The sequence below is a fragment of the Streptomyces hokutonensis genome (assembly GCF_000376565.1).
In the GTDB taxonomy this organism is placed as follows: Bacteria; Actinomycetota; Actinomycetes; order Streptomycetales; family Streptomycetaceae; genus Streptomyces; species Streptomyces hokutonensis.
Genome location: NZ_BARG01000007.1, coordinates 148,891 through 167,697, shown reverse-complemented (window position 1 = coordinate 167,697; position 18,807 = coordinate 148,891). Strand labels below are relative to the sequence as shown.

Genomic DNA, 18,807 nt, shown 5'->3' with positions numbered 1-18,807 from the left:
TCAGGGGGCGGGTTCTAGCCTCGGCAGTTCTAAGGGGAGACCCCCGCGAGGTGGACTAGACCTCCGGGGGCGTGGCCGACGCTGCAAAGGAGCGCCAACATGGGGCAACGTACCGCCCGCCCACCCACCACTGAAGAGCCGGACCGCCGGCCGCTCGACGTCCAGGTCATGCGCGACGGCGCGCGCCGCCTGCTCACCGAGGACGCCGAGCCGCCCGCCGCCGACGAACTGAGCACGCTCACCGCGCGGCTCCGCGGCCACATCGTGGTCGCCGTGCCGGACGTCGAGACCCTCGCCTGGGCCCTCCCCGAGGACGACGTGCCGCGCGCCTGCGCCCTCGCCTGCTGCGGCGAGGCCCGGATGCGACTCCGCCTCGGCGACGGGGGCACCCTCGCCGTCCGCGTGGCGTCGGCGCGGCGGCTCGCCCGCTCCGTCCTCGCCCTCTGCGACCACTACGAGAACCTCGGCGGGGGTGAGAGCCGTGGGAACGCGGGTTGAGAGGCAGTGGCGTGACCGCCCATCAGGTCCGCCGTACCAGCAGCGCGTTCTCGTCCACGACGAGAACGGCAACGACGTCCCCACCGAGGACCTCCCCGGCGAGACGCCCGCGCAGGCCGCCTACCGCCACCTGGTCACCCACGCCTCCGGGTGTCGAGCCTGCAAGGCCGTGAACGCGGACGGCTGGGCGGACGGCACCTGCCCGCACGCTCAGCACCTCTACCAGACCTGGCGGCGGCTGTGGCACGCTCCAGCCCAACGCGAGAAGAACGGAAAAGCGTGAGACTCAACCGGAAGACGGCCACCATCGCGGGCGTCGTGGCCTTTTGCGTGGGCAGCGCCATCTACTCCCAGGTGGCCAAGCCGGACGGCGGCGACGGCAAGGTCAGCGCCGCCCGTCACGAGACGCGGCACGCGTCCCCGTCGCCGTCCGCCACCCGCGCGGCGGCGGCCAAGCCGACACCCAGCGCGCAGCCGAGTGACCTGCCGCGCCTCGACCACCAGGGCGACGGGTCCTCCAACTGCGTCCTCCGCTACCGGGCGGGGGCACACGGCACCGCGGGCTGGGCGGTGTTCGCCTCCCGAGCCGGGACGGTGGAGCTGACGGCGACCACCACGACGGGCAAGGCCTACGACAAGACCTGGTACGCCGACACGAGCGGCGGCAAGACCATCTACGTGACGGGCATGGACGTGCCCGTGCCCTTGACTTCTCTCAGAAGCATTGAGGGCACGCTCGTGGACGCCGACACCGCCAACGAATACCGCTGCCTGGTGGGACCGGGGGCGTAGCCTCACCGAACACGACACTGGCCGTCCTTCCACCCGGAGGCCGGCCGGTCGTCGTTTCCCATCCCTCGCCTCGGTCGCTGGGCGGCAGTCAGGGAAACTTGGGGTCGGGAAAGCCCCAGTCCATCGCCATGGTGACCAGCGCCTCTCGCACGGCTTCGTCCCACCGCGGGGGGTCCACCAGACTGCGCAGCAGCGTCTCGCCACCGTGACTGATGCCCTGGCTGCCGACCCGCTCACCCAGCGACCCCAGTGAAACGAACTCGTCCAGGCTGGGCCGGACCGCGTCTCCGTGATTATCACGTCGGGTTCTCGACGCGACATGAATCTCGGTCAGCGGAACCGGCATCGCGTTGATCCCAATCGTTGCCTCCGCAATCACCGGCAGCAGCGTGTTCGCCACGATCGGAACGCTCTCATCGAACACCTTGAGGAAGAGGTCGAGTCCAAGTGGAACGCCGGACGGAAGCCACACGGCGCTGTCGAGCAGAACCTCAAGTTCCGATGCGGGCTCATCACCGGTCAGGGAGACGGTGCAGACCAGTTGCGCGCCAGGTCGCGAGGGCGCAGACCCGTCCGCACCGCTGGTGGATATCCGCAGCTTCACCCGTCGGCTCGTGGCGGCGAGGAGCTGCCATGACGTCAAGGTGACCTGTCCGCCATCCACGAGCGCGAGCCCCAGTCTGCCCAGCAACAGGTGCGCGCCTGTGTCCTGCAAGGCCTCGGTGACCTTCCCCGCCAGCCCGCTCGGGAACCGCGTCCGTTCCCGCCCCTGCCACAGGGGCAACGCACTCGACGCTCGCAAGGCAACATCTGGGTTGTTGCCCACGTTCACGAAGAGAGATTCGTGACGATAGAGGCTCCGCGTCGCCGCCGACGGCCGGGGCTCCGGCTGCGAGTTCGGGTCGTCCAGCAGCATCCGCATCATCTGCCGGTTCGCCTTCTCATTCCGAGCGTCGAGGCGCACGAAGATCGAGCCGTTGAGGACGATCGGCCGCGGGACGGTCGCTCGGTCGATGCGGACCACCAAGACGACCTTGTCACCCTGCTCGTTGCAGGGCACCTCGATCACCTCGGGCGACCAGGGCGGGTCGAAGCTCGTGCCCATCTGGTTGACGAGCCTCTCCTTCTCGCCGAGAGGGACTCCCGTAATCTCGGAGGGGACGCCCTTGTCTCCCTCGGCAACGCCCACGAAGAGCAGGCCACCGTAGGTGTTCGCGAGCGCCGCTACCGCCTCGATCGGCTTGTCACCGGCGCGCTTGTACTCGACTGTGAGACTCTCTCGGATCTTCAAGTTGATGAAGTCCTCCACCAAGGGCAACGTGACCTCGGTGGACGGAACCTGAAACAGCGGATGCATCCCCAGAGGATGACAGCCCCACGCGTCTCATCGCACACGGTTTCCGCTCATATGCCGACTTCAAGCTGGGTCTCAGGCATCCGGTCTGGCTGGCCAACCAGGAGAAACCCCTGCGCCCGGGCGAAGGGCCTCAGACGGGCACTCAGCTGCCCCGAGAGGCAGTCGGGACCCGCCCGTGGGGCCCCTGCGATGCTTGGGACTCAGTCCTGGCCGGCCAAATCCGCCATGCGCGACTGGTGGAACTTCCCGACCCACGCTCCGAGCTGCCTCAGGAGCTCGTCCGACAGGTCGGGTTCCTCAATAGTGTCGAACGGCGAGCACGCCAACTTCATAGCATCCATCGCCTCGTCCGTGCACGCACACCCCTGACGGTGCCTCATCCGCGGCGGGGCGGCCACCACCGAGCCCGGCATCATCGTCTTCTTGACGCGGGGCTGTCCTCGACCGCGCCGTACCGGCGGCACTCGCCGTTGAGCGTGGCGGCAAGCCGGTCGCGCCACGCCTCGAACACTCGACCCGCCAAGGGCAGGAGCAGCCCGCGAAGGGGGTTGAGTGACGGCGAGCGGCTGCGGCCGGCCGCGCCCTGAGAACCAGTCAGGCCCGCCAGAAGCGGGCCTGAGAGGGGACTTGGCGGGCCGTCAGTTCAGTTGCGTGAGACCCGTTGGCGCCCACGGCTCGCTGTCCGGGTAGGTCATCTGCGCGACGCTGGCGAGCACGCTCGGGTCGGCGTCGGTGAGTGTGAGGTTCGACAGGAACAGCGTCCTCGCGGTGCTCGGCGTTCCGCCCTCGGTTGGCACCAGCGTCGCGTACGTGGCTCCGTTCGGCGCCTGGAAGCTGTTGACCTGCTGGGTCCAGGTGGCCGCTGTGAGGGAAACGATGCTGTACGACGTGTCCAGGTAGACCTGGTTGCCGTCGAACCAGTTCACGCTCAGCGACACGTTCGACCAGCCAGGGGGCGAGTAGAGCCAGCCCTGAGCCTCGTACCACTGACCGGGCGTCACGCGGATGAGCTCCGACGAGGCGTACACCGTGGCTGAGGTGCCGTTCGGCGTGATGAGGCCCGACTCGGTGAGGCCGCCGTGAACCTGCGCGTTCGACTGGGTGAGCGTGCAGTTCGTCGCCACCCACGGTGAGGTGCCGGTGACGAACGTCGGGTTCGAGTTCAGCGCGTCGTTGGGCGAGAGGATCCCCTCGCAGTAGCCAACCAGACGGCCGTACCAGTCGTTGACGAACGTGGAGCTGGCGGCCGCGAGCTTGGAGCTGTCCGGGTCCTGCCACAGGTGAAGCGGCTGGCCTCCGTTCGGGGTGTTGTCGTACACCGAGATCAGGACCGACCGAGACGCGTCGGCGGACCAGGCGCCGCTGGAGCCCACCGCCCTGTACTCGAAGGTGCTGGCGAGGCCACCGACGCCCGCGCCAAACTGCAGGTAGTCAACCAAAGGCACCTGCGTTGGGGACTGGTGCAGCGCTACGTGATAAGTCGCCCCGTTGGTGAGACCGGTCGCTGGCAGCGGCACCGACACGAGCGGGACGGGCACGAAGTTGTAATAGACGTATGTGCCGTTCTTGAAGAGACGCACCAGGCTGCCCGTCTCGTCGCCCTCCGTGAACAAGCTGGCACGGTAGATCTGTTCGCTCAGGGTGGCCTCGTTCGTGAGGAACCACTGTCCGGGGCCGTCGTCAGCGGTTACCGACAGGACCTGAATGTTCGGCGAGAACGTGGTGCTGGCCGCATCCATGGTGCCGCCGACGACGACGAGGGCGTCATCGGTGGTCGAGAGTGCCCAGTTCGCCCCAATGCCTGTCCACACCGGGGTCGGCAGCGTGGGACCGGTGAACCAGCCACTGAGTGAGCCGTCATCGTGGATCTTGGCGTAGTACGTGTTGCCGGTGATGGTGCTGTTGCTCAGGACACCGCCGGTGACGACGAGCCAGCCGTTGATGACGGCGGAGAACATGAAGTGCTCCGCTTGTGGCAGGTTGGGGCCTGTCAGCCACGTTGAGCCGAGTTGCCCGTTGTTGACCGTGTTGTAGTAGACGGTGCTCACCGCGCCGGAGGAGAAGCCGTCGGTGCTGCCGCCGATGACGTACACCACGTCGACGCCGTCATCGATCGGCCAGGTAGCCGCACCTGAGTGGCTAAGGGCCACCGGCAGCGCCGTCTGAGCGCTCCAGCTGCCAACAGTCCCGGTGTTCGGGTCCCAGCTCGTCGCCCACGTGTTGCTGAGAAGGCCCGTCGACGCGGCGGTCTGCCCACCGGCAACGACGATGCTGGAGGCGGTGACCGCACAGGCCGAGCGAAAGCACGCCAGGGGCAATGAAGGCTGAGGAGTCGGGGCAGCAAGCAGCCCATCTCCCAGGAACTGGGTGCTTGTGACGTCGTCCGTGGCCGCGCTCACCGTGATGTCGTAGCCGCCGATGAGGATGAAGTAGTCCCCGCTGGTCACGATGCCACTGGCGTCCGGGGCGCCGTTCGGGCTACCTGCCGGGCTCGCCCACGTTCCCGTGCCGGTCGCGGTGTACAGCAGCGTCCCGCTGTCCACGGAGACGAGCGGGCCGCCAGCGGACAGACCGAGCGGAGAGGCGAGGTTGGTCAGCGTGCTGGCAGGCATGACGGTCTGAGCCAGCGGAGCGGACAGGTCGGGCGCGCCCGCGGCGTCCGGGCACAGGCTGACCGTGAGGTCTGAGCCAGCCCCCTGGGTCAGGACCGGGACGGTGACCCGTCCGACCGCCGTGCCCGACATCACGAAGGGCTGGTCGAAGTCGTTGAGGGTCGCGCTGTCGGTCCAGCTGAACGTGGCGCCGTTCGGGGCGAGGACCTGCAAACCGGGGTAGATCACCTGTGTCGCCGGGGTGCCCAGGAGCTGGTTGACCTGGTCGGCGTGGTTGGTGGCGTTGAGATTGCCGGGGAGGCCGTTCCGCGCTGCCCGCTGGCGGGGGTTGAACGTCATCTCAGTCCTCCAGCAGCGCTTCGAGCTCGTCGGTGACGGACGGCAACTCGTCTGCCTGCACTGCCAGTTGGAGGCGTTGTCGGAGTGCCTGCGCCTGAAGCAGAGTGGTCTTGGCGTTCGCCTGCTTCGCCTTGAGCGTGTCGAGGGACTGCTGAGTGGCGTGAAGGTTGGTCGCGTTGATGCGTACCAGCATCGCGGCCTCACAGGTGGCAACTTGCCGGTCGATCTCACTGCGGAACGTCACGGAGTCGGGACCGGTGTTGAGGATGGCTCGCGCACTCGCAATGGCAGCCTCGCACTGACGAGTGGCGTTGGAAAGGTGCTGATCGGCCTCGGCAAGCTGCCTCTCGAACTCGCTGACGTCGTGCTCGGCACCCAGGATCCAGTTTGCGACCTCGGCCAGGTGGCAGACCAGGCGGTCTCGGTACGTGGTGGTAGGGGTGGCCATCGGTGGTCTCCTGAAGTGTGCGGCCGACTGAGGGTGCCCTCTCCGTCCCGACTCCCGTAGAAGGGAGGACGGATCGAAATGGGGACGGCGGTGCGTGGGTCGTAGCCCACGCACCCGCTGGGCGGAGCTGAATGGTGGCTCCACCCGGCGGGCGTCCTCACCCGTTGGCCGGCCTCACCGCGAAGACGGGAGAGGTGGGGTGGCTCGGCCGAAGCGGGTGCCCCTTGGCGGGCATGTTCCGCTCAAAGGCGGCGTTGGCACGCGCCTTGTCGTGCTGCTCGATGGCCGCCACCTCGGTCCAACGGGTGACCCCCGTCAGCTTGGCCGCGTCCTGGACGAGCCCGGTGACGACCGCCGTGGCCTCCTTGTCGAGCTGCTGGCCCCACGTCAGGCGGCGGAAACCGTCGAGAAGAGCCGTTGCGGCCGACGTGGGCGCCTTCGGCGGGTTCGTCATCACGGTGTGGGCGACCTCGTTCGCGGCCTCCCGCTGCCGCACGTCGTCACGAGCGGCAGCGAGCGTCTTCTCCACGGACTCGCGGTGCGCCCTAGCACCCTCCACGCTGGCCTGGAACCTGGCGGCGACGTCGGCGGCGGCGCGAGCGCGAATCAGAAGGTCGGTCTGCTCGGTGGCCGAGAGCTTGTGTCCCACTCGCTCCGCCTCGACGGCCAGGCGGTGGTTCTCAGCAGCCTCACGGGCCCCGTCCTCGGCGTCTCGCTCGGCCTGGATCGCAGCTTTCACGGCCTTGGTGAGTCGGTTCTCCTCATGGAGAGCCACCTCATACAGTCCATCGAGCTCGTGCTCCGCCTCCCGCAGCTTGGCCCTGAACTCCAGGCAGTCCGCCTCGTCCAGCAGCTCGGCGATCTTGAGCTGAAGGCGAACCGCCTCGGCCCGGAGGAGGGTCGGCGTGAGCTGATCGTTGAGCTGGGCGACGGCCTGGGCATCGCCACCGTGCTGGCCGGCCAGCACGGTGAGCTGATCAAGCAGGGCGGTGACCTGCGTGGTCTCGGCGCTCATCGCTGGCCCCCTGGGTGGATCGGCGCGGTGTGGAACGGAACCTGCCCCGGGGCGGGAGCGTGCGGGAGGGTGCCGGTCGGCGCGCGGTGGTTCTGCTGCCGGACGGTCGTGGTACCCGGGTTGAACGTGGGGCCCGCGTATGCAGCGGGCTCCGTGGTCTGGAGGTCGGCCAGGTGCTGAGGCATCCGAGCGTTGCGCTGCGCGGCGTAGACGTGACCGGCCAGCGCCTGTGTGATCGCGCCGTTCCCCTGGACGACCGGGTTGGCGCGTGGGGTGAGCGACGGGACGAGGCCCTTGAAGGCATCGCTCTCGCTCTTGTCGTCCGCCTCAACGTCGTCCGTCTCGACGGGCTCAACGTCGTCGTCCGAGTCGCTGGCGGTGAGCAGGGGCGCGGTTCCGAGACGGGCCGGGACGAGACGCGTGCCGCCGTCGGCGTCCTCAACCTCGCGGTAGCGCTGGCCCTTCAGTGCCTCGGCCGCGGCGACCATGTCCCGGGCCTCTTGGGTGACGAGTCCGATCATTGCCGGTCCCATCCCTTCGTTGCGTGCTCGTATGCCTGCCGCCATGCGCGCTCGCGCTCGGCGGGGTCGGCACTGCTGGGGTCCCCGAGGAGAGGCGAGTTGTCGGCGGCGATTGCCTGGGACTTGGCAACGAGGTCGTTGAACTGCCGCTGCCAGGCCGCCTCGCGGACGACGGGGTCGGGGTCGTTGTCGGCGCTGTGGCCGAACCACAGCGGGTCGGTAACCGGGGCGGGTGCGGGAACAGGCGCGTTCTTCGCCACGCTGCCCGCAGCGATCGGAAGCGCGGTGCCGCACTCCACGCAGAAGTTGGCGCCGGGCTTGCCCTTTCCGCAACCCTTCACGCAGTGGCGCATGGCGACCGTGGCCGCCTTCGTGACGGCTCGCTGGCGCTTGGCCACGATGCCGGTGTTCTTGCTTCGCACTTGATCCCCTCTCGCCGCCAAACGGCGTGATCGTGCTGGGGGCTGACTATCGGGTTCATCGCGAGACACTCCAGGTCACGGCCACCGGCCGCTCAGCCCTGGCTGGCACCGCCGCCCAGGTCCAGGAATCCGTAGCGATGGGGAGAGACTTCTTGACAACCGGGGTCCGCTTCGCGCCGCAGCTCGGGCACTGACGGGATCGGCTGGTCTTGCTGCTGCGGGTGCCACCGCAACCGCGCGGGCACTTGAGGCGGCTCATGCGGTCTCCCCCACCGGGTTCGACCCTTTCGTGATGACGGGCGTCAGTGCCTTCTGAACGCTCTCTGCCGTGATGAGCAGTGGTCGACCGCGTCCCGCACCGCGGGGGCGGACGACCACCAACTGACCGTCCTTGCACATCCGATTGACGGTCGAGAGCGACAGGTGCAGGGCACCCGCTGCCTGTTCCCTCGTCATCAGATTTGTCATGCCCCGACCATATTTCGCCATGATCGAGAGTTCCACTGAACCTACTTGCGCGACGACTGGCGACGCGGGTGAAGATCGTCAGTCGCTCGCGAGCGAGTCATGTTGCGGCCCAACCAGTGCACTCAAACGCGAAGCGGAAAATCCGCGGAAAACGTCGCCATGGTGATGCATCACTCAACTTCACCTCAGCCTCTTGCGCCGGTGAGAAATCGGTCGTAACGTCACACAGTCACTCAAACAGAGTGTCGGCGCGCCCGTCGGGGGCAGCGTCTTCCACGTCCTATCGGAGGACAAGATGGCTTTGAGTAAGGTCGCGAGCGACTTCGCCCGCGAGATTCGCAACCACGATTGGTCTGACGCGCCCTATCGGCTCGACCGGGCGGGCCACGACCGCGCCACGGACACTCGTGCCGGTGAGCGTGTCCTCACGGCCGAGGAAACCGACGCCGTGCGGACCAACGTCATGTGGGTGACTGCGCAGGTGCTCGGACACCAGGACCCGAACCTCGACGTCTACGAGTTCGCCGAGGCGTGCGGCATCAACACACTCACCCGTCACGGGCAACGAGACGGCAGCATCGAGGCGGGTGTCCGCAAGGAGCATGATCGCTACGCCCGCCCCGGCACCTGGGAGTTTGATCTGGTGTTCATCACCACAGCGACGAGCGATTTCTATCACCGTACTGTCGACTGCGGGCAGTTCAAGAACGGCTACCGTGGTGCTGAAGTCCTCACGTTCCCGGTGGACGATGGGGTGCCGCCGAAGTGGAAGCCCTGCGTCTACTGCGTTGCGGTAGACAGGACCTGACCACTCCGTTCTTCGCCGGACCCCCGCCAACGGACCTCGCCCCGCCCTGCTCCCAACGAGCGGAGCGGGGTCAGGCCGTGCGCGGTGCCGACTGATCACACCACCCCCTCATTGGGGCGCCCTCGCGGCACCCCCCTTGCTCTCAACGACAGTTGGTCGCCGAGAGGACCACGATGTCAGTGACGATCGCTACCCTGACGACGTGGTGACTGACGCGGCGATGCCATACGACGACCTGACCGACACGCAGTTCGAGGAGTTCTGCTTCGAGCTGATGAAGGAGCTCGGGTTCGTAAACATCGACTGGCGCAAGGGCACGGGCTTGAACGCGAGCCCCTCGGACAACGGCCGGGACATCGTCGCCGAGCGCCAGGTTGAGGAGTTCGACGGCGCGGTTCACATGCAGCGCTGGTTCGTCGACTGCAAGAAGTACACAAAAGGCGTCCCGCCCGACAAGATCACCGGACTCCTCACGTGGGCCAGCGCGGAGCGAGCGGACGTGGCGCTGATCATCGCCAGCAGCTTCCTCTCCAACCCGTGCAAGGAGTACCTGAAGGCGTACGAGCTCAACAACCGCCCGCCGTTCCGTGTGAAGTACTGGGAGCGGCCGCAACTCGGCAAGCTGCTGGACGGCGTTCCCGAGTTTGTGGCCAGGTACGTCGACGCCCGGTCCCGCACAGAGGCGGAGATCGTCGCCGCTGAGGAGTACCGCACCAACAAGCTCTGGTACTCGCGCAAGCAGCTGCTGTATCACTTCATCGAGATTGGCCAGCGGGAACCGCTCGACCCGAAGACGGATCAGTTGATCAAAGACGCGATGCGCCAGACCGAGGAGCAGTACGCCGACGACCCCGACTTCCTCATCCCCGAAGACGAGCAGGAGACGTGGAACGTCGCGTACCTCCTCGGTGAGCTGTCGGCGCTCCGGTGGGTGCTTGGTGACGACTGGAACAACGGCGACAGCTGACGAGGCGTCTCACGTGACAGTTGGCCGCTTGCCGGAACGGAGGCGGTCGATGGCCGATGAACCTGCCTCACGCTTCTTCGCGCGTCTCAACCTGATCACGTTTTCATGTTGGGCCCTCATCAGCGAGTTCCAACTCGGTCGAGAAGACGGCTCCGCAGGCGAAACACAGCGGTGTGCCGCTACCCGGGACAGCAGTCGTGTCAGCCTCAAGGACCAAGGCGTCTTCGGCGCAACTTGGGCACACGCGAATCGGCCAACTCGCCCTGTCCTCGTAGCCTGGCTCCCACTCCTTCCCCAGGGTCACTCCGACGTAGAACACCGCGAGGTTTGCGGCCCTGGAATGTTCCTCCTCGCAGAAGTGACAGCGAAGCAGCGGACTACCCACGACCAGGGCTCGCTGAGCGCAGTCCGGGCACTCGACGGTCCGAGCGGCGACAGGCGCCAGGGTGGGACGGATCCGGTCCATCCGAACGTTGATGACCGCCCTCATGCTGCCAAGCTTTGCCCGGAGGTAGTAGCTACCCTCGCTGACGTACATCACATCCTCGTTATCGAGATTCGACGTCAGGTGCTCATCGATGAACAAAAGGAGGAAGTCGAAGATCTGAGCAGCGCGCGACTCCACCGCGGAGGCTGGGGTAGTCAAGCCGTAGTGCTGGAGGGCGTTGCGCCACTTGGCGAGTTGGTTGATCTCATCGACGGCTTGCTTGGGGAGGTCGACACCGAGGATGTTGCGCAGACGATTGATGACCTCTGGAGTTCCGCAACTCTCGAAGTCGCCGCTCTTGAAGCGGGCACGGTCAGCGCGGCCAGGCTCCCTGAAGACCAAACTCCAGTGTTCCTGAAGCAACCGCGCCTTTAGGAGAACCTCGGTGGCAGCTTGCAGGTGGAGCACGGCGTACTTCAGATCGCGGGACGTGGGTTCCCCAGACAGGCAATTGGCCACGCTGTCGAGGTAGTCCATCCCGTTTCGGATCGGCGGGTAGTCCACGTGCAGGGGCCCACCCGATTTCCTCTCAGTCACGCTCGGAGCCTACGGCCAGGGAGGAGGGCAGTCGAACCACGCATCCAGGGTGGGGGCGGCGGGCGGCCGTGAAGGCTCAGTCGGCGCGACGACGGGCGTGCCAGGCGGTGACACTGGCGGCGATCGCCGCCCGGTGCTCGGGGGTCTTGGGACGGCCGCGCGTGGCGAGACTGAGGCGGCGCCGGGTCTCTGCGCTGACCAGGTGACCACGCATGGCGGCGCTGACTGCGGCGACCGACCAGCGCACCCGCTCCACGGCGGCGGGGTCCACGCCGGGGAGCTCAGTCAAGGGCTCGTACGGCCGTAGGTTCACGAGGCGTGCCACTGGGTCGCGGCGTAGACGGCGGATCCACGTCTCCTCCGCCTCGTTGGCGTCCGCAGCCGCAACCACCTCCAGCACCCTGAACGCTGGCGGGCCGTCAAGTGTCCGGAGCCACACGGCCAGTGGCCGGCCGTCATCGGGGTACCGCCGCGCGTTGTCCCAGTGCCTGGCCGCCCTCGCCCGGCTGCTTGCGCTCTGGCCGATGTAGCGAACGGTCCCGTCCGCGTCGACCAGGGCGTACACCTCTCGGGTTGGCAGGGGACTCACGCGGTCACCCCCGCGGGCAAATGGCCCGCACTGACCCGAGAACGGGGACGAGTGACCGCGAGCGGGCGCGAACCGGCAAACCCAGGGGTTTCCACCTGTGGCCAGGTCGGGGACGGCGAGCGGGTCACTCGTGCCCGCAGCTCCACCCAGGTACGCGGCAGGGCGCCGAGCGTGGACAGGGTCACCCGCGCGTCCCAGTCACCGAGGCCGGCCGCCGCCAGGAGCAGGGCCATCGCCGCGGCCTCGTCTCCGCGCGTCTCAACGCTGAGGCTGGTGGAGCCCGCGAGCACCTGGCGACGGACGTGGTCGAGACCCTCAGCGCGGCGCGGGTCCGCGGTGACCGGGAACGGCATGGCTGTGATGAGCGGCAGGGCGGGCGGCGTTGGCGTCATCGGGGCCTCCGGTTGGGCGGATTGGCTGGCCGTTGCTGCGCGGGGCGGTCGCGGTGAACGCGGTACCGCTCGCCGTCGGGGTATGCGGCCAGATCCGTGGTGGCGTGGCCGTTCTCGTCGAGGGCGACCGTCCCATTGGGGTCAGGGGTGGCGTCGACGAGCGTGAAGCGCCAGGCGGAGCCGTCGTAGCGGCGGGTCACCTTGATGATCGGGTCGCCGCACCACCGGCAGGGCACGACGCGGGCCGGGCACTGGTGCGTGGTGTAGATCCCCGTCCCGGTGTTGCCGATGACCGCCTCGTCGTCGGCGGTGAGGTCCGCGTCTCCCACCGGCTCCGGCAGCGCCACCGCGTCCAGGTTGACGTACCGCCAGGTGACCGTGGAGCGCGCCGCTTGCACGGGGTACCGGTAAACCTGCAACCCGCACTCACGGTGTGTCTGGATGACGTCGCTGCTCACGAGTTGCTCCCCTCCAGGCCGCTGGGACTCTCGCTCGCCCACTCGGCAAGCAGGCGGCGAGCGAGGCTTGCCCGCGTGCGGTTCTCCCGCTCCGCTTCAGCGTCGATGCGGCCATGAAGCTCAACCGGCACGTACGTTGTCAGCCGGACGAATACGCTCCCGGCGCCGTTGGTCATGGTCGTCGCGATCGCCTGTTTAATCATCGTGCACATGACATGACAATCTTACCCAAGGTGGCATAGTCTGTGCCACTTTGCACCTCTGGGGAAACGCCCGCCTCTAGCCGAGGTGCGAGGAATCGCGGTCAGCAGCGACGGCGGAAACGGTCACGGCGGCGGCGTGAACCGGGACGGGGCGCCTCCTGCGTCGCTACCTTCGCGGCCTGAAGGAAGCCGTCACGCGCGGTCACGACCCGCTCGGTGGCGGCAGCGTAGGCGTCCCAGTCCGGCCAGTCCTCGCCGCCGGCCCTCGACCGCACCGCGTCCCGCAGCACTGTCAACGCGGCCACTAGCTGAACGGCCGCGTCATCCACGGCAGGTGGACCGAGAAGCTGAACCCGCTCGATCACCCGCTTCACCGCCTCAAAGGCCTCGTGGGTGTCCTCGCGGATGGACTTCTCCAGCTCCTCCCAGCCGTTGCCCTGGAAGTGCTCGGCGGCGTAGTGCGCGCCCTCCCAGTTGCCCACCAAGTCGTCGAGCTGCTTGAGCCCGTCGTCCCACGACACGAGAAGCGCGGCGAACGCCTCCTGCCGCTGCCCGCGCAGCCACTGGCCATGCTCCACCGCTGCCTCGTCGGCGACCTGCCGCCTCCCGAGAAACGTACCGCCCAGGGCACTTACCGCCACGATGAGGGCAACAACGATGTTTCCCCACTGCTCTCCCATGCGGGACATGGTGCCGTGCCCGGTGCCGGTCAGCGGCGAGAGTGTAGGAATCACCCGACGAGGGAATGCACCGGGCGACGGAGACAGCGAGCCCAGGGGGACGCACATGTCGTATGTGGCGCTACCGCGTCACCGGCATGCCGAACCCGGTGACCGGCCACCCCAACGGGACTGAGACGAGCGACCTCCCGACAGCATGGGCATACCCACCACCACCGCTCGGCCAGTTCCACGCTCCTCGGCAAGACCGTGTGAGGCCCGTCGCAGGCCTCGCCCCATGCCTCCGGAAGGCCGACCTCCCGTGCTGCCCGACCTCTCAGCGGTCCCATCCTGGGCCGCGGCGTCCATCGTCATCCTCACCACCGTCACGACGACCGTCGTTGCCCTCGCGCGCGTCCTCGTCCGCGCCCTCCCCCAGACCGCCCCGGCGCGGCTGGAGTGGTGGCGGGAGGTACTCCGCTACCGCCTCACGGTTCGCGAGCTCAAGGACGCCCGCAGGGCTAGGCGCCGCACCCTTAACGTCCGTATATCCAGTGGCGATACGGACGCTGCCCGTACAAAGGTGGGTCAGCGCAAGAGCGCCGATCCCTGAAGGACGCGGCGGCCGGCCTTACTTGGCGGCCACGGTCAACCGAGGATTCGCACCCGGGGCGCCTCAGGCACGTCCAGGTCATACGGCACCTCCCACGGGGCGAAGTCGTCCCGGCGGCAGATAAGAACCAGGCGCATCGGCTTGTTCAGCCACTTGTCCCGCCAGCGGGCCTCCCGGTCGTTGCCGTCCCACCAGAGGGGCGCCCGGGTCCGCTCCAGGGCACGAGGCTGGCCAGCGCCCACCCGCAACGGGAAGCCCGGCATCACCTGCCCGTTCGCGTCGGCTTCGTTCACGTGCGGCACGAACCGGTACGGGCCCCACACCTGCGCGGCCACCTGCTCTGGCGTCGCAGCGCCAGGGAGCGTGGGGGTGTAGTCCATGTCGTCACTCTGCTTGACCTGCACGCTGACTTCGTCCAGGTGTCCCAGGGGCAGCGGCCCAGCCAGGTACACGTTGAGCGTCGCGCGGTCACCGTCACCCCGCTCGATCGTCACACGGAACTGCGGCGTGAGGTCGGCGTGCCAACGGTCGCGCTCGATGCGACCGACCGCGTCCGCCGTCGAGTTGGCGCGGTGCGCAGCGCGCCACGAACCCACGGCGGCGATGGCGCTGAAGACGGCCGTCGTCCCGCCGACGAGGGCGGCCCAGGGTGTTCCCATGGCGCCGGATAGTACCGGGAGTTGCGGCGGGCCGTGACGACCCACGAGGTCGCCGTCACTCAGCGAACGGCAACGAACCACCCGACGACCACGGTCACCACCACGACACACACGACGGCGACGGTTCTCGCGCTCACGCCGCCCGGGAGCCGTCCTCCCGCCTCAGGGGTTACCCGGCCACCCGCGCTCGTTCCCACTCTTCCGAGGAGTGCCGCGCGAACGTAGCGAGACTCGCCCGTCTCCCACCGGATGTCACCGTCCGAGCGGCCGAGAAGACCGCGATGGAGGTCTCCCGACGCGAGTCGGCGCCAGAACCGACCAGCGACGTCGGTGAACTCCACGACGCAGCGCGCCGGGTCGGGCGCCTCACCGTTGACCGGAAGCACCTTCGTGACTGACGCGCCGGGCCCCAGAAGCCCGTTGAGTGCGGCAGGCGCAAGCAACTGGTCGCCGTAGCGAAGGGCCACGCTGGTGAACGGCTGCGTGCTGTCGTTCGTCACGGTGAGCCACCAGAGGGCGACCGACAAGCCGAGACGGGACGGCTGCTTGCCGACCGCCATTCGCAGCATGGACGCGTGCAGCGTTGCGTCTTGGCGCTCCGCGTCGCGTTCCCGCGCCTGAAGAGCAACCTCTCGGACGCCCAGTTCCCGTGTCTGCTTCCACTGATGCCTGAGTCCGAGGTAGGTGAGCGCCAGGCCTCCAGCGCCGACCACCGCTTCCATGATGTTGAGCGCCAGCTCCCCCATGGCGGACAACTGTGAGGCTCGGCGCGGGAGGTTGTCCATCGAACAGCGGCCCGCACGAGGGCGAGGCCACCCCGCCGCATCCGACCGGTAACAACCCGGTCACTTACCGCCCCCTTGCGCGGTCATCCGGGCAACGTCGGCCCGTCGGCTCGGCATACTCCTGCCATGGCCGCACCCCCGGTGATCGCGAGAACCGTCACCTACCACCACACCCGCATCGGACGGACCGAGCTCGACAAGCTGTTCCTCGTGGCCGGTGAAAACGCAGGCACGGGTACGGTGGCGGTGAAGTGCACGGTGGGCAGTGCCCACCTCCAGGAGGACACGCTCGACGACCTCATAGCTGCCCGGGTGGCGCTGCCACACGTGTCCGACCGGACACCGTGGGCGGAGCTCACCCTCGAACGGGACGAGGGGGCGGCCAGGTACGTCGGCATCGAGTTCGAGGATGGGCTCGTCACGGTGACTGTGCGCTCAACCGACCCCATCTGGACCCACGGCCAGGCGCACCGATTCGGGGAGATCCTGGAGGGGGCGCACGGCGCCGCGGAGCACCGCGACCGCATACCCCAGGTCCGTCAAACGGCTCTCCTCATGGCCGCGGTGCTGATCATCTGGGTCCCGTCCATGACGTATACCGGACCCCGCAGCTTCTACGACTACCTGACGCAGATCTCGGGCGTCGCGGCCCTGATCCTCGGCGGCACGCAACTGGTGAGGGAATGGGTGAAGGGCCGGGCTGACCGCCCCGTCTTCAAGGTGACGGAAGACGTCGAGTGGGGGTCAGCCTGGTCGCGGCTGTCCAGCGGGGACCGCATCGCCATGGTTTCCGCGGTGATCGCGGGTCTCACGCTGATCGCCACGGCGGCGGCGCTCATCTGACACGGGAAGGTCGCACGCGCGGCCCGGAAGCGGCACCTGCATCACGCCGTCATCACGGTGTGTCAGACCCGCTGAGCGCGACGGTGAACCGGCGCTACGGTGGCGCCCTCACTCCGGGGGGACCCATGCACGTCAGACCCGCGGCACTCGCCGCCACCCTCACCTGCCTGCTCCTGACGGCCGGCTGCGGCTCCGGGACCGGCGGCGGGGTCGGCAACCTCGGGATGCCGCACACGCTCGTGGGCGAGGACTACGACTCGGTCACCCTGCTGGAGACCGACGCCTCCGGCACGACCGTCACGGGGACGCTCGACACCACGCAGGTGGACGGCACCGACGTCAGGCACCAGCACGGCAAGGTCAGCGGGACCGTCAAGGGCGAGCGCGTGACGCTGACCGTCGACTTCGAGCTCGGTCACACGGCGCTCAAGGGCACGTTGAGCGGGAGCACTCTCACGCTTCAGGCGCCTCAGCCGGACGGCCAGATCGAGGACTACGTCCTCAAGCCGCACGACGTGGCCTACTACAACCAGCGCATCCAGGCGCTTCAGGCGGGCGCGACGCCGACGCCGTCAGCGGTGCCGTCCTCGTTCTTCGACCAGGAGTGAACGAGCCCGCGGCCCTGGACGAAGCAGCCGCGGTGAGCTCAGCTGGCGGCACATCGCGTCAAGCGAGTGCCCACCCCGGGTCACCGGTCGATCGACGGTGGCGACACCCGCTCAACGTAGAGCGGCGTGGCGAGCACCACCGAATACTCCGGCAGCACTGCAGTGACCCGAGCGTAGCCAGCCATCCAGGCGGCCGTCAGCTCAGGTTCTAGTTCCTGCTCCATCGCAAAGATAAGGGCCATCACTCGATGCAGAGAGCCGCGTTCAGCAGTGTCTTGCTGCCGCACGTGGTTCAGCCGTCGCAGGGACTCAACGAACCTGTCAAGACCGGAGTACGTGGACAGATTCAGGTGGTCTGGGGGACGACGGCCGCCGGACTCCGCCGACCTCCTATCCCGCAGGTGCCAATGTGAGCCGTGCATGAGAAGGCGAACGCGGTTCCCCTGCGAGGCGCTCTCAGACGACGGCTCATAGTCGACGAACAGCACTCCAACGGGGCGGAAAGGTCGGAAGCGCAGTCCAGGTTCAACCAGTGAGTAGCAGAGTGGAACCTCGAAGTACACCCACTGCCCCGGTTGCACGTCGTCATCCGCATACCACAGTGCCGCGCGGTCAGAAGCCTCCAACTTGGAGATTATCGCTTCCAGGTCAGGCACAGCCCGATCGCCTGAAGCGCGCCTTAACGGCCCGAGCTTGACGCCCCCGAGGCCAGGAAACTTGAACTCCGCCTCGACGGGGATCCGCAGCGCCCAGCGCCGACGCTTCCCGGGAAGCAACTGGCTGAGCTTGCGTTCGGACAGGTAGACCAGCTCGCGCATGGTTGAAGCTTGTCAGGCCAGACACTCACTAGGCGGCGGTTCACCCGGTCCGCTCATCCGCCGCCATGGAGCTACGGCGTTTCCCCAACGGCGCATACGGCAACTGACGGACTCGATACTACGTGGCAACAGGAGACCGCAGGCGCGGTGCAACTCAACACTGTTGGTTCAACGCGTACTTGACGGAACGCTCACGACAGAATCGTGAGAGCAGCAGAAGCGGAGAATCGCGGAGGAAGAGACCACCTGAGAGCGCGTGAGAGCGGTGAAGAGCCTCACGCATAGCAACCGCCTTGGTATACCAAGTTCGCCAACCCGCCTCGCACCCCTCTCAGCCCCTCTAGCCGCACGGGTGACCTGGACCAGGGCACGCAACCGCACGCTGCCGAGCGGGTCACGAGGGGCCCGAGCGGACCTGACGAGCAGTCACCAGGGTTGGCCGGCCAGGCGGGCGCCGCGAGCGACTGGCGCGAGGTCGGTGGTGAGCGTGGTGGTCGAGCGTCGACCGCCACGAAGACGGCCGCGAGTACGACTAGCGATTGTCGAGGTCGTCCCGCATGACTGCCCCGAGGTTGCGGTGCGCCTCTTCGCACGCCAACTCCGCTTCCCGATGCGCCAGGGAGCCAACGGCAGCTCCCTCGGCGACTCGGTTTCGCAACCGGCGCATGCAGTGGAACGCGTGCCCTGCCGCCTCACCAACTCCTTCCGGAGCCGTGATGCGCATCCTCTCCAGAGCAACTGGCAGGTTGCTGGACCGAAACGCTTCCCGGGCTGCCGTGGTTCGGGGGAGATCGGTAAGCAGATCTCCCAGTGCCACGGCCCGCAGTTGTTCGCCCGCATCGTGCAGTGCTAGAAGGTACTGGCTGTACAACTCCCGTCGCGTCTCCGAAGCCTGACGTCGTTTCTCCC

Annotated in this window: 23 protein-coding genes; 7 read left to right on the top strand and 16 right to left on the bottom strand. The window is 67.8% G+C overall.

Features of this window, described 5'->3' with window-relative positions; all coding sequences use genetic code 11:
• Nucleotides 1-99 precede the first annotated feature (99 nt).
• The 3 genes from SSP08S_RS03470 to SSP08S_RS03460 are packed head-to-tail and all read left to right on the top strand — an operon-like array spanning nucleotide 100 to nucleotide 1,290.
• Complete coding sequence (locus SSP08S_RS03470) at nucleotides 100-498, top strand: DUF6415 family natural product biosynthesis protein (RefSeq protein ID WP_019066184.1); 399 nt, start codon at nucleotides 100-102, stop codon at nucleotides 496-498.
• Complete coding sequence (locus SSP08S_RS03465) at nucleotides 482-781, top strand: hypothetical protein (RefSeq protein WP_019066183.1); 300 nt, start codon at nucleotides 482-484, stop codon at nucleotides 779-781. Before SSP08S_RS03470 ends, SSP08S_RS03465 begins: the two co-directional genes overlap by 17 nt.
• Nucleotides 778-1,290 carry a hypothetical protein gene (locus SSP08S_RS03460; protein ID WP_019066182.1) on the top strand — a complete coding sequence of 171 codons (513 nt, stop codon included), beginning with the start codon at nucleotides 778-780 and terminating at the stop codon, nucleotides 1,288-1,290. The genes SSP08S_RS03465 and SSP08S_RS03460 overlap by 4 nt, the downstream gene beginning before the upstream one ends.
• An 88-nt stretch (nucleotides 1,291-1,378) precedes the next feature.
• Here the strand turns inward: SSP08S_RS03460 and SSP08S_RS03455 are convergent, their stop codons facing one another.
• From SSP08S_RS03455 to SSP08S_RS61575, 7 genes are all read right to left on the bottom strand, one after another.
• On the bottom strand, nucleotides 1,379-2,647 hold the full coding sequence (locus tag SSP08S_RS03455) for an AlbA family DNA-binding domain-containing protein (protein ID WP_019066181.1): 1,269 nt from the start codon (nucleotides 2,645-2,647) through the stop codon (nucleotides 1,379-1,381).
• A gap of 638 nt (nucleotides 2,648-3,285) precedes the next feature.
• A complete protein-coding gene (locus SSP08S_RS03445; RefSeq protein WP_019066179.1) occupies nucleotides 3,286-5,598 on the bottom strand; it encodes a Kelch repeat-containing protein in 2,313 nt (770 codons plus the stop codon).
• A 1-nt stretch (nucleotide 5,599) separates the two neighbouring features.
• Complete coding sequence (locus tag SSP08S_RS03440; protein ID WP_019066178.1) at nucleotides 5,600-6,046, bottom strand: hypothetical protein; 447 nt, start codon at nucleotides 6,044-6,046, stop codon at nucleotides 5,600-5,602.
• A 157-nt stretch (nucleotides 6,047-6,203) separates the two neighbouring features.
• Entirely contained in the window at nucleotides 6,204-7,061 is an 858-nt protein-coding gene (locus SSP08S_RS03435; RefSeq protein ID WP_026178145.1) for a hypothetical protein, read from the bottom strand.
• Entirely contained in the window at nucleotides 7,058-7,582 is a 525-nt protein-coding gene (locus SSP08S_RS03430; protein ID WP_019066177.1) for a hypothetical protein, read from the bottom strand. Before SSP08S_RS03430 ends, SSP08S_RS03435 begins: the two co-directional genes overlap by 4 nt.
• On the bottom strand, nucleotides 7,579-8,004 hold the full coding sequence (locus SSP08S_RS03425; protein WP_019066176.1) for a hypothetical protein: 426 nt from the start codon (nucleotides 8,002-8,004) through the stop codon (nucleotides 7,579-7,581). The genes SSP08S_RS03430 and SSP08S_RS03425 overlap by 4 nt, the downstream gene beginning before the upstream one ends.
• A 255-nt stretch (nucleotides 8,005-8,259) precedes the next feature.
• Nucleotides 8,260-8,508 (bottom strand): helix-turn-helix domain-containing protein, encoded by a 249-nt coding sequence (locus tag SSP08S_RS61575; RefSeq protein ID WP_158697127.1) that lies wholly within the window; start codon nucleotides 8,506-8,508, stop codon nucleotides 8,260-8,262.
• Between the two features lie 259 nt (nucleotides 8,509-8,767).
• On the opposite strand from SSP08S_RS61575, the gene SSP08S_RS03415 reads away from it, so the two are divergent.
• Nucleotides 8,768-9,280 carry a hypothetical protein gene (locus SSP08S_RS03415; protein ID WP_019066174.1) on the top strand — a complete coding sequence of 171 codons (513 nt, stop codon included), beginning with the start codon at nucleotides 8,768-8,770 and terminating at the stop codon, nucleotides 9,278-9,280.
• Between the two features lie 202 nt (nucleotides 9,281-9,482).
• Nucleotides 9,483-10,247, top strand: coding sequence for a restriction endonuclease (locus SSP08S_RS03410; protein WP_245607820.1), 765 nt, complete (start codon nucleotides 9,483-9,485; stop codon nucleotides 10,245-10,247).
• 103 nt (nucleotides 10,248-10,350) lie between these two features.
• Here the strand turns inward: SSP08S_RS03410 and SSP08S_RS54755 are convergent, their stop codons facing one another.
• From SSP08S_RS54755 to SSP08S_RS03365, 8 genes are all read right to left on the bottom strand, one after another.
• Nucleotides 10,351-11,271: a hypothetical protein gene (locus SSP08S_RS54755; protein WP_158697126.1), complete on the bottom strand. Its 921-nt coding sequence runs from the start codon at nucleotides 11,269-11,271 to the stop codon at nucleotides 10,351-10,353.
• A 76-nt stretch (nucleotides 11,272-11,347) separates the two neighbouring features.
• Nucleotides 11,348-11,860, bottom strand: coding sequence for a hypothetical protein (locus tag SSP08S_RS03400; protein WP_158697125.1), 513 nt, complete (start codon nucleotides 11,858-11,860; stop codon nucleotides 11,348-11,350).
• A complete protein-coding gene (locus SSP08S_RS03395) occupies nucleotides 11,857-12,252 on the bottom strand; it encodes a hypothetical protein (protein ID WP_019066170.1) in 396 nt (131 codons plus the stop codon). Before SSP08S_RS03395 ends, SSP08S_RS03400 begins: the two co-directional genes overlap by 4 nt.
• Complete coding sequence (locus tag SSP08S_RS03390) at nucleotides 12,249-12,710, bottom strand: hypothetical protein (RefSeq protein ID WP_019066169.1); 462 nt, start codon at nucleotides 12,708-12,710, stop codon at nucleotides 12,249-12,251. The genes SSP08S_RS03395 and SSP08S_RS03390 overlap by 4 nt, the downstream gene beginning before the upstream one ends.
• On the bottom strand, nucleotides 12,707-12,922 hold the full coding sequence (locus tag SSP08S_RS03385) for a ribbon-helix-helix domain-containing protein (RefSeq protein WP_019066168.1): 216 nt from the start codon (nucleotides 12,920-12,922) through the stop codon (nucleotides 12,707-12,709). Before SSP08S_RS03385 ends, SSP08S_RS03390 begins: the two co-directional genes overlap by 4 nt.
• Nucleotides 12,923-13,014: 92 nt before the next feature.
• Nucleotides 13,015-13,593 (bottom strand): hypothetical protein, encoded by a 579-nt coding sequence (locus SSP08S_RS03380; protein ID WP_158697124.1) that lies wholly within the window; start codon nucleotides 13,591-13,593, stop codon nucleotides 13,015-13,017.
• A 627-nt stretch (nucleotides 13,594-14,220) separates the two neighbouring features.
• Nucleotides 14,221-14,844 (bottom strand): hypothetical protein, encoded by a 624-nt coding sequence (locus SSP08S_RS03370; protein ID WP_019066165.1) that lies wholly within the window; start codon nucleotides 14,842-14,844, stop codon nucleotides 14,221-14,223.
• A gap of 59 nt (nucleotides 14,845-14,903) precedes the next feature.
• Nucleotides 14,904-15,590, bottom strand: coding sequence for a hypothetical protein (locus tag SSP08S_RS03365; protein WP_019066164.1), 687 nt, complete (start codon nucleotides 15,588-15,590; stop codon nucleotides 14,904-14,906).
• A gap of 165 nt (nucleotides 15,591-15,755) precedes the next feature.
• Here SSP08S_RS03365 and SSP08S_RS03360 point away from each other — a divergent pair, with 165 nt between their 5' ends.
• Nucleotides 15,756-16,472 carry a hypothetical protein gene (locus SSP08S_RS03360; RefSeq protein WP_019066163.1) on the top strand — a complete coding sequence of 239 codons (717 nt, stop codon included), beginning with the start codon at nucleotides 15,756-15,758 and terminating at the stop codon, nucleotides 16,470-16,472.
• Between the two features lie 125 nt (nucleotides 16,473-16,597).
• The gene (locus SSP08S_RS03355; RefSeq protein WP_019066162.1) at nucleotides 16,598-17,080 is read left to right on the top strand and encodes a hypothetical protein; all 483 of its coding nucleotides are present in this window, start codon (nucleotides 16,598-16,600) and stop codon (nucleotides 17,078-17,080) included.
• Nucleotides 17,081-17,160: 80 nt separating this feature from the next.
• On the opposite strand, the gene SSP08S_RS03350 is transcribed toward SSP08S_RS03355, so the two are convergent.
• The gene (locus SSP08S_RS03350; RefSeq protein WP_019066161.1) at nucleotides 17,161-17,898 is read right to left on the bottom strand and encodes an SAVMC3_10250 family protein; all 738 of its coding nucleotides are present in this window, start codon (nucleotides 17,896-17,898) and stop codon (nucleotides 17,161-17,163) included.
• Nucleotides 17,899-18,807: the final 909 nt, after the last annotated feature.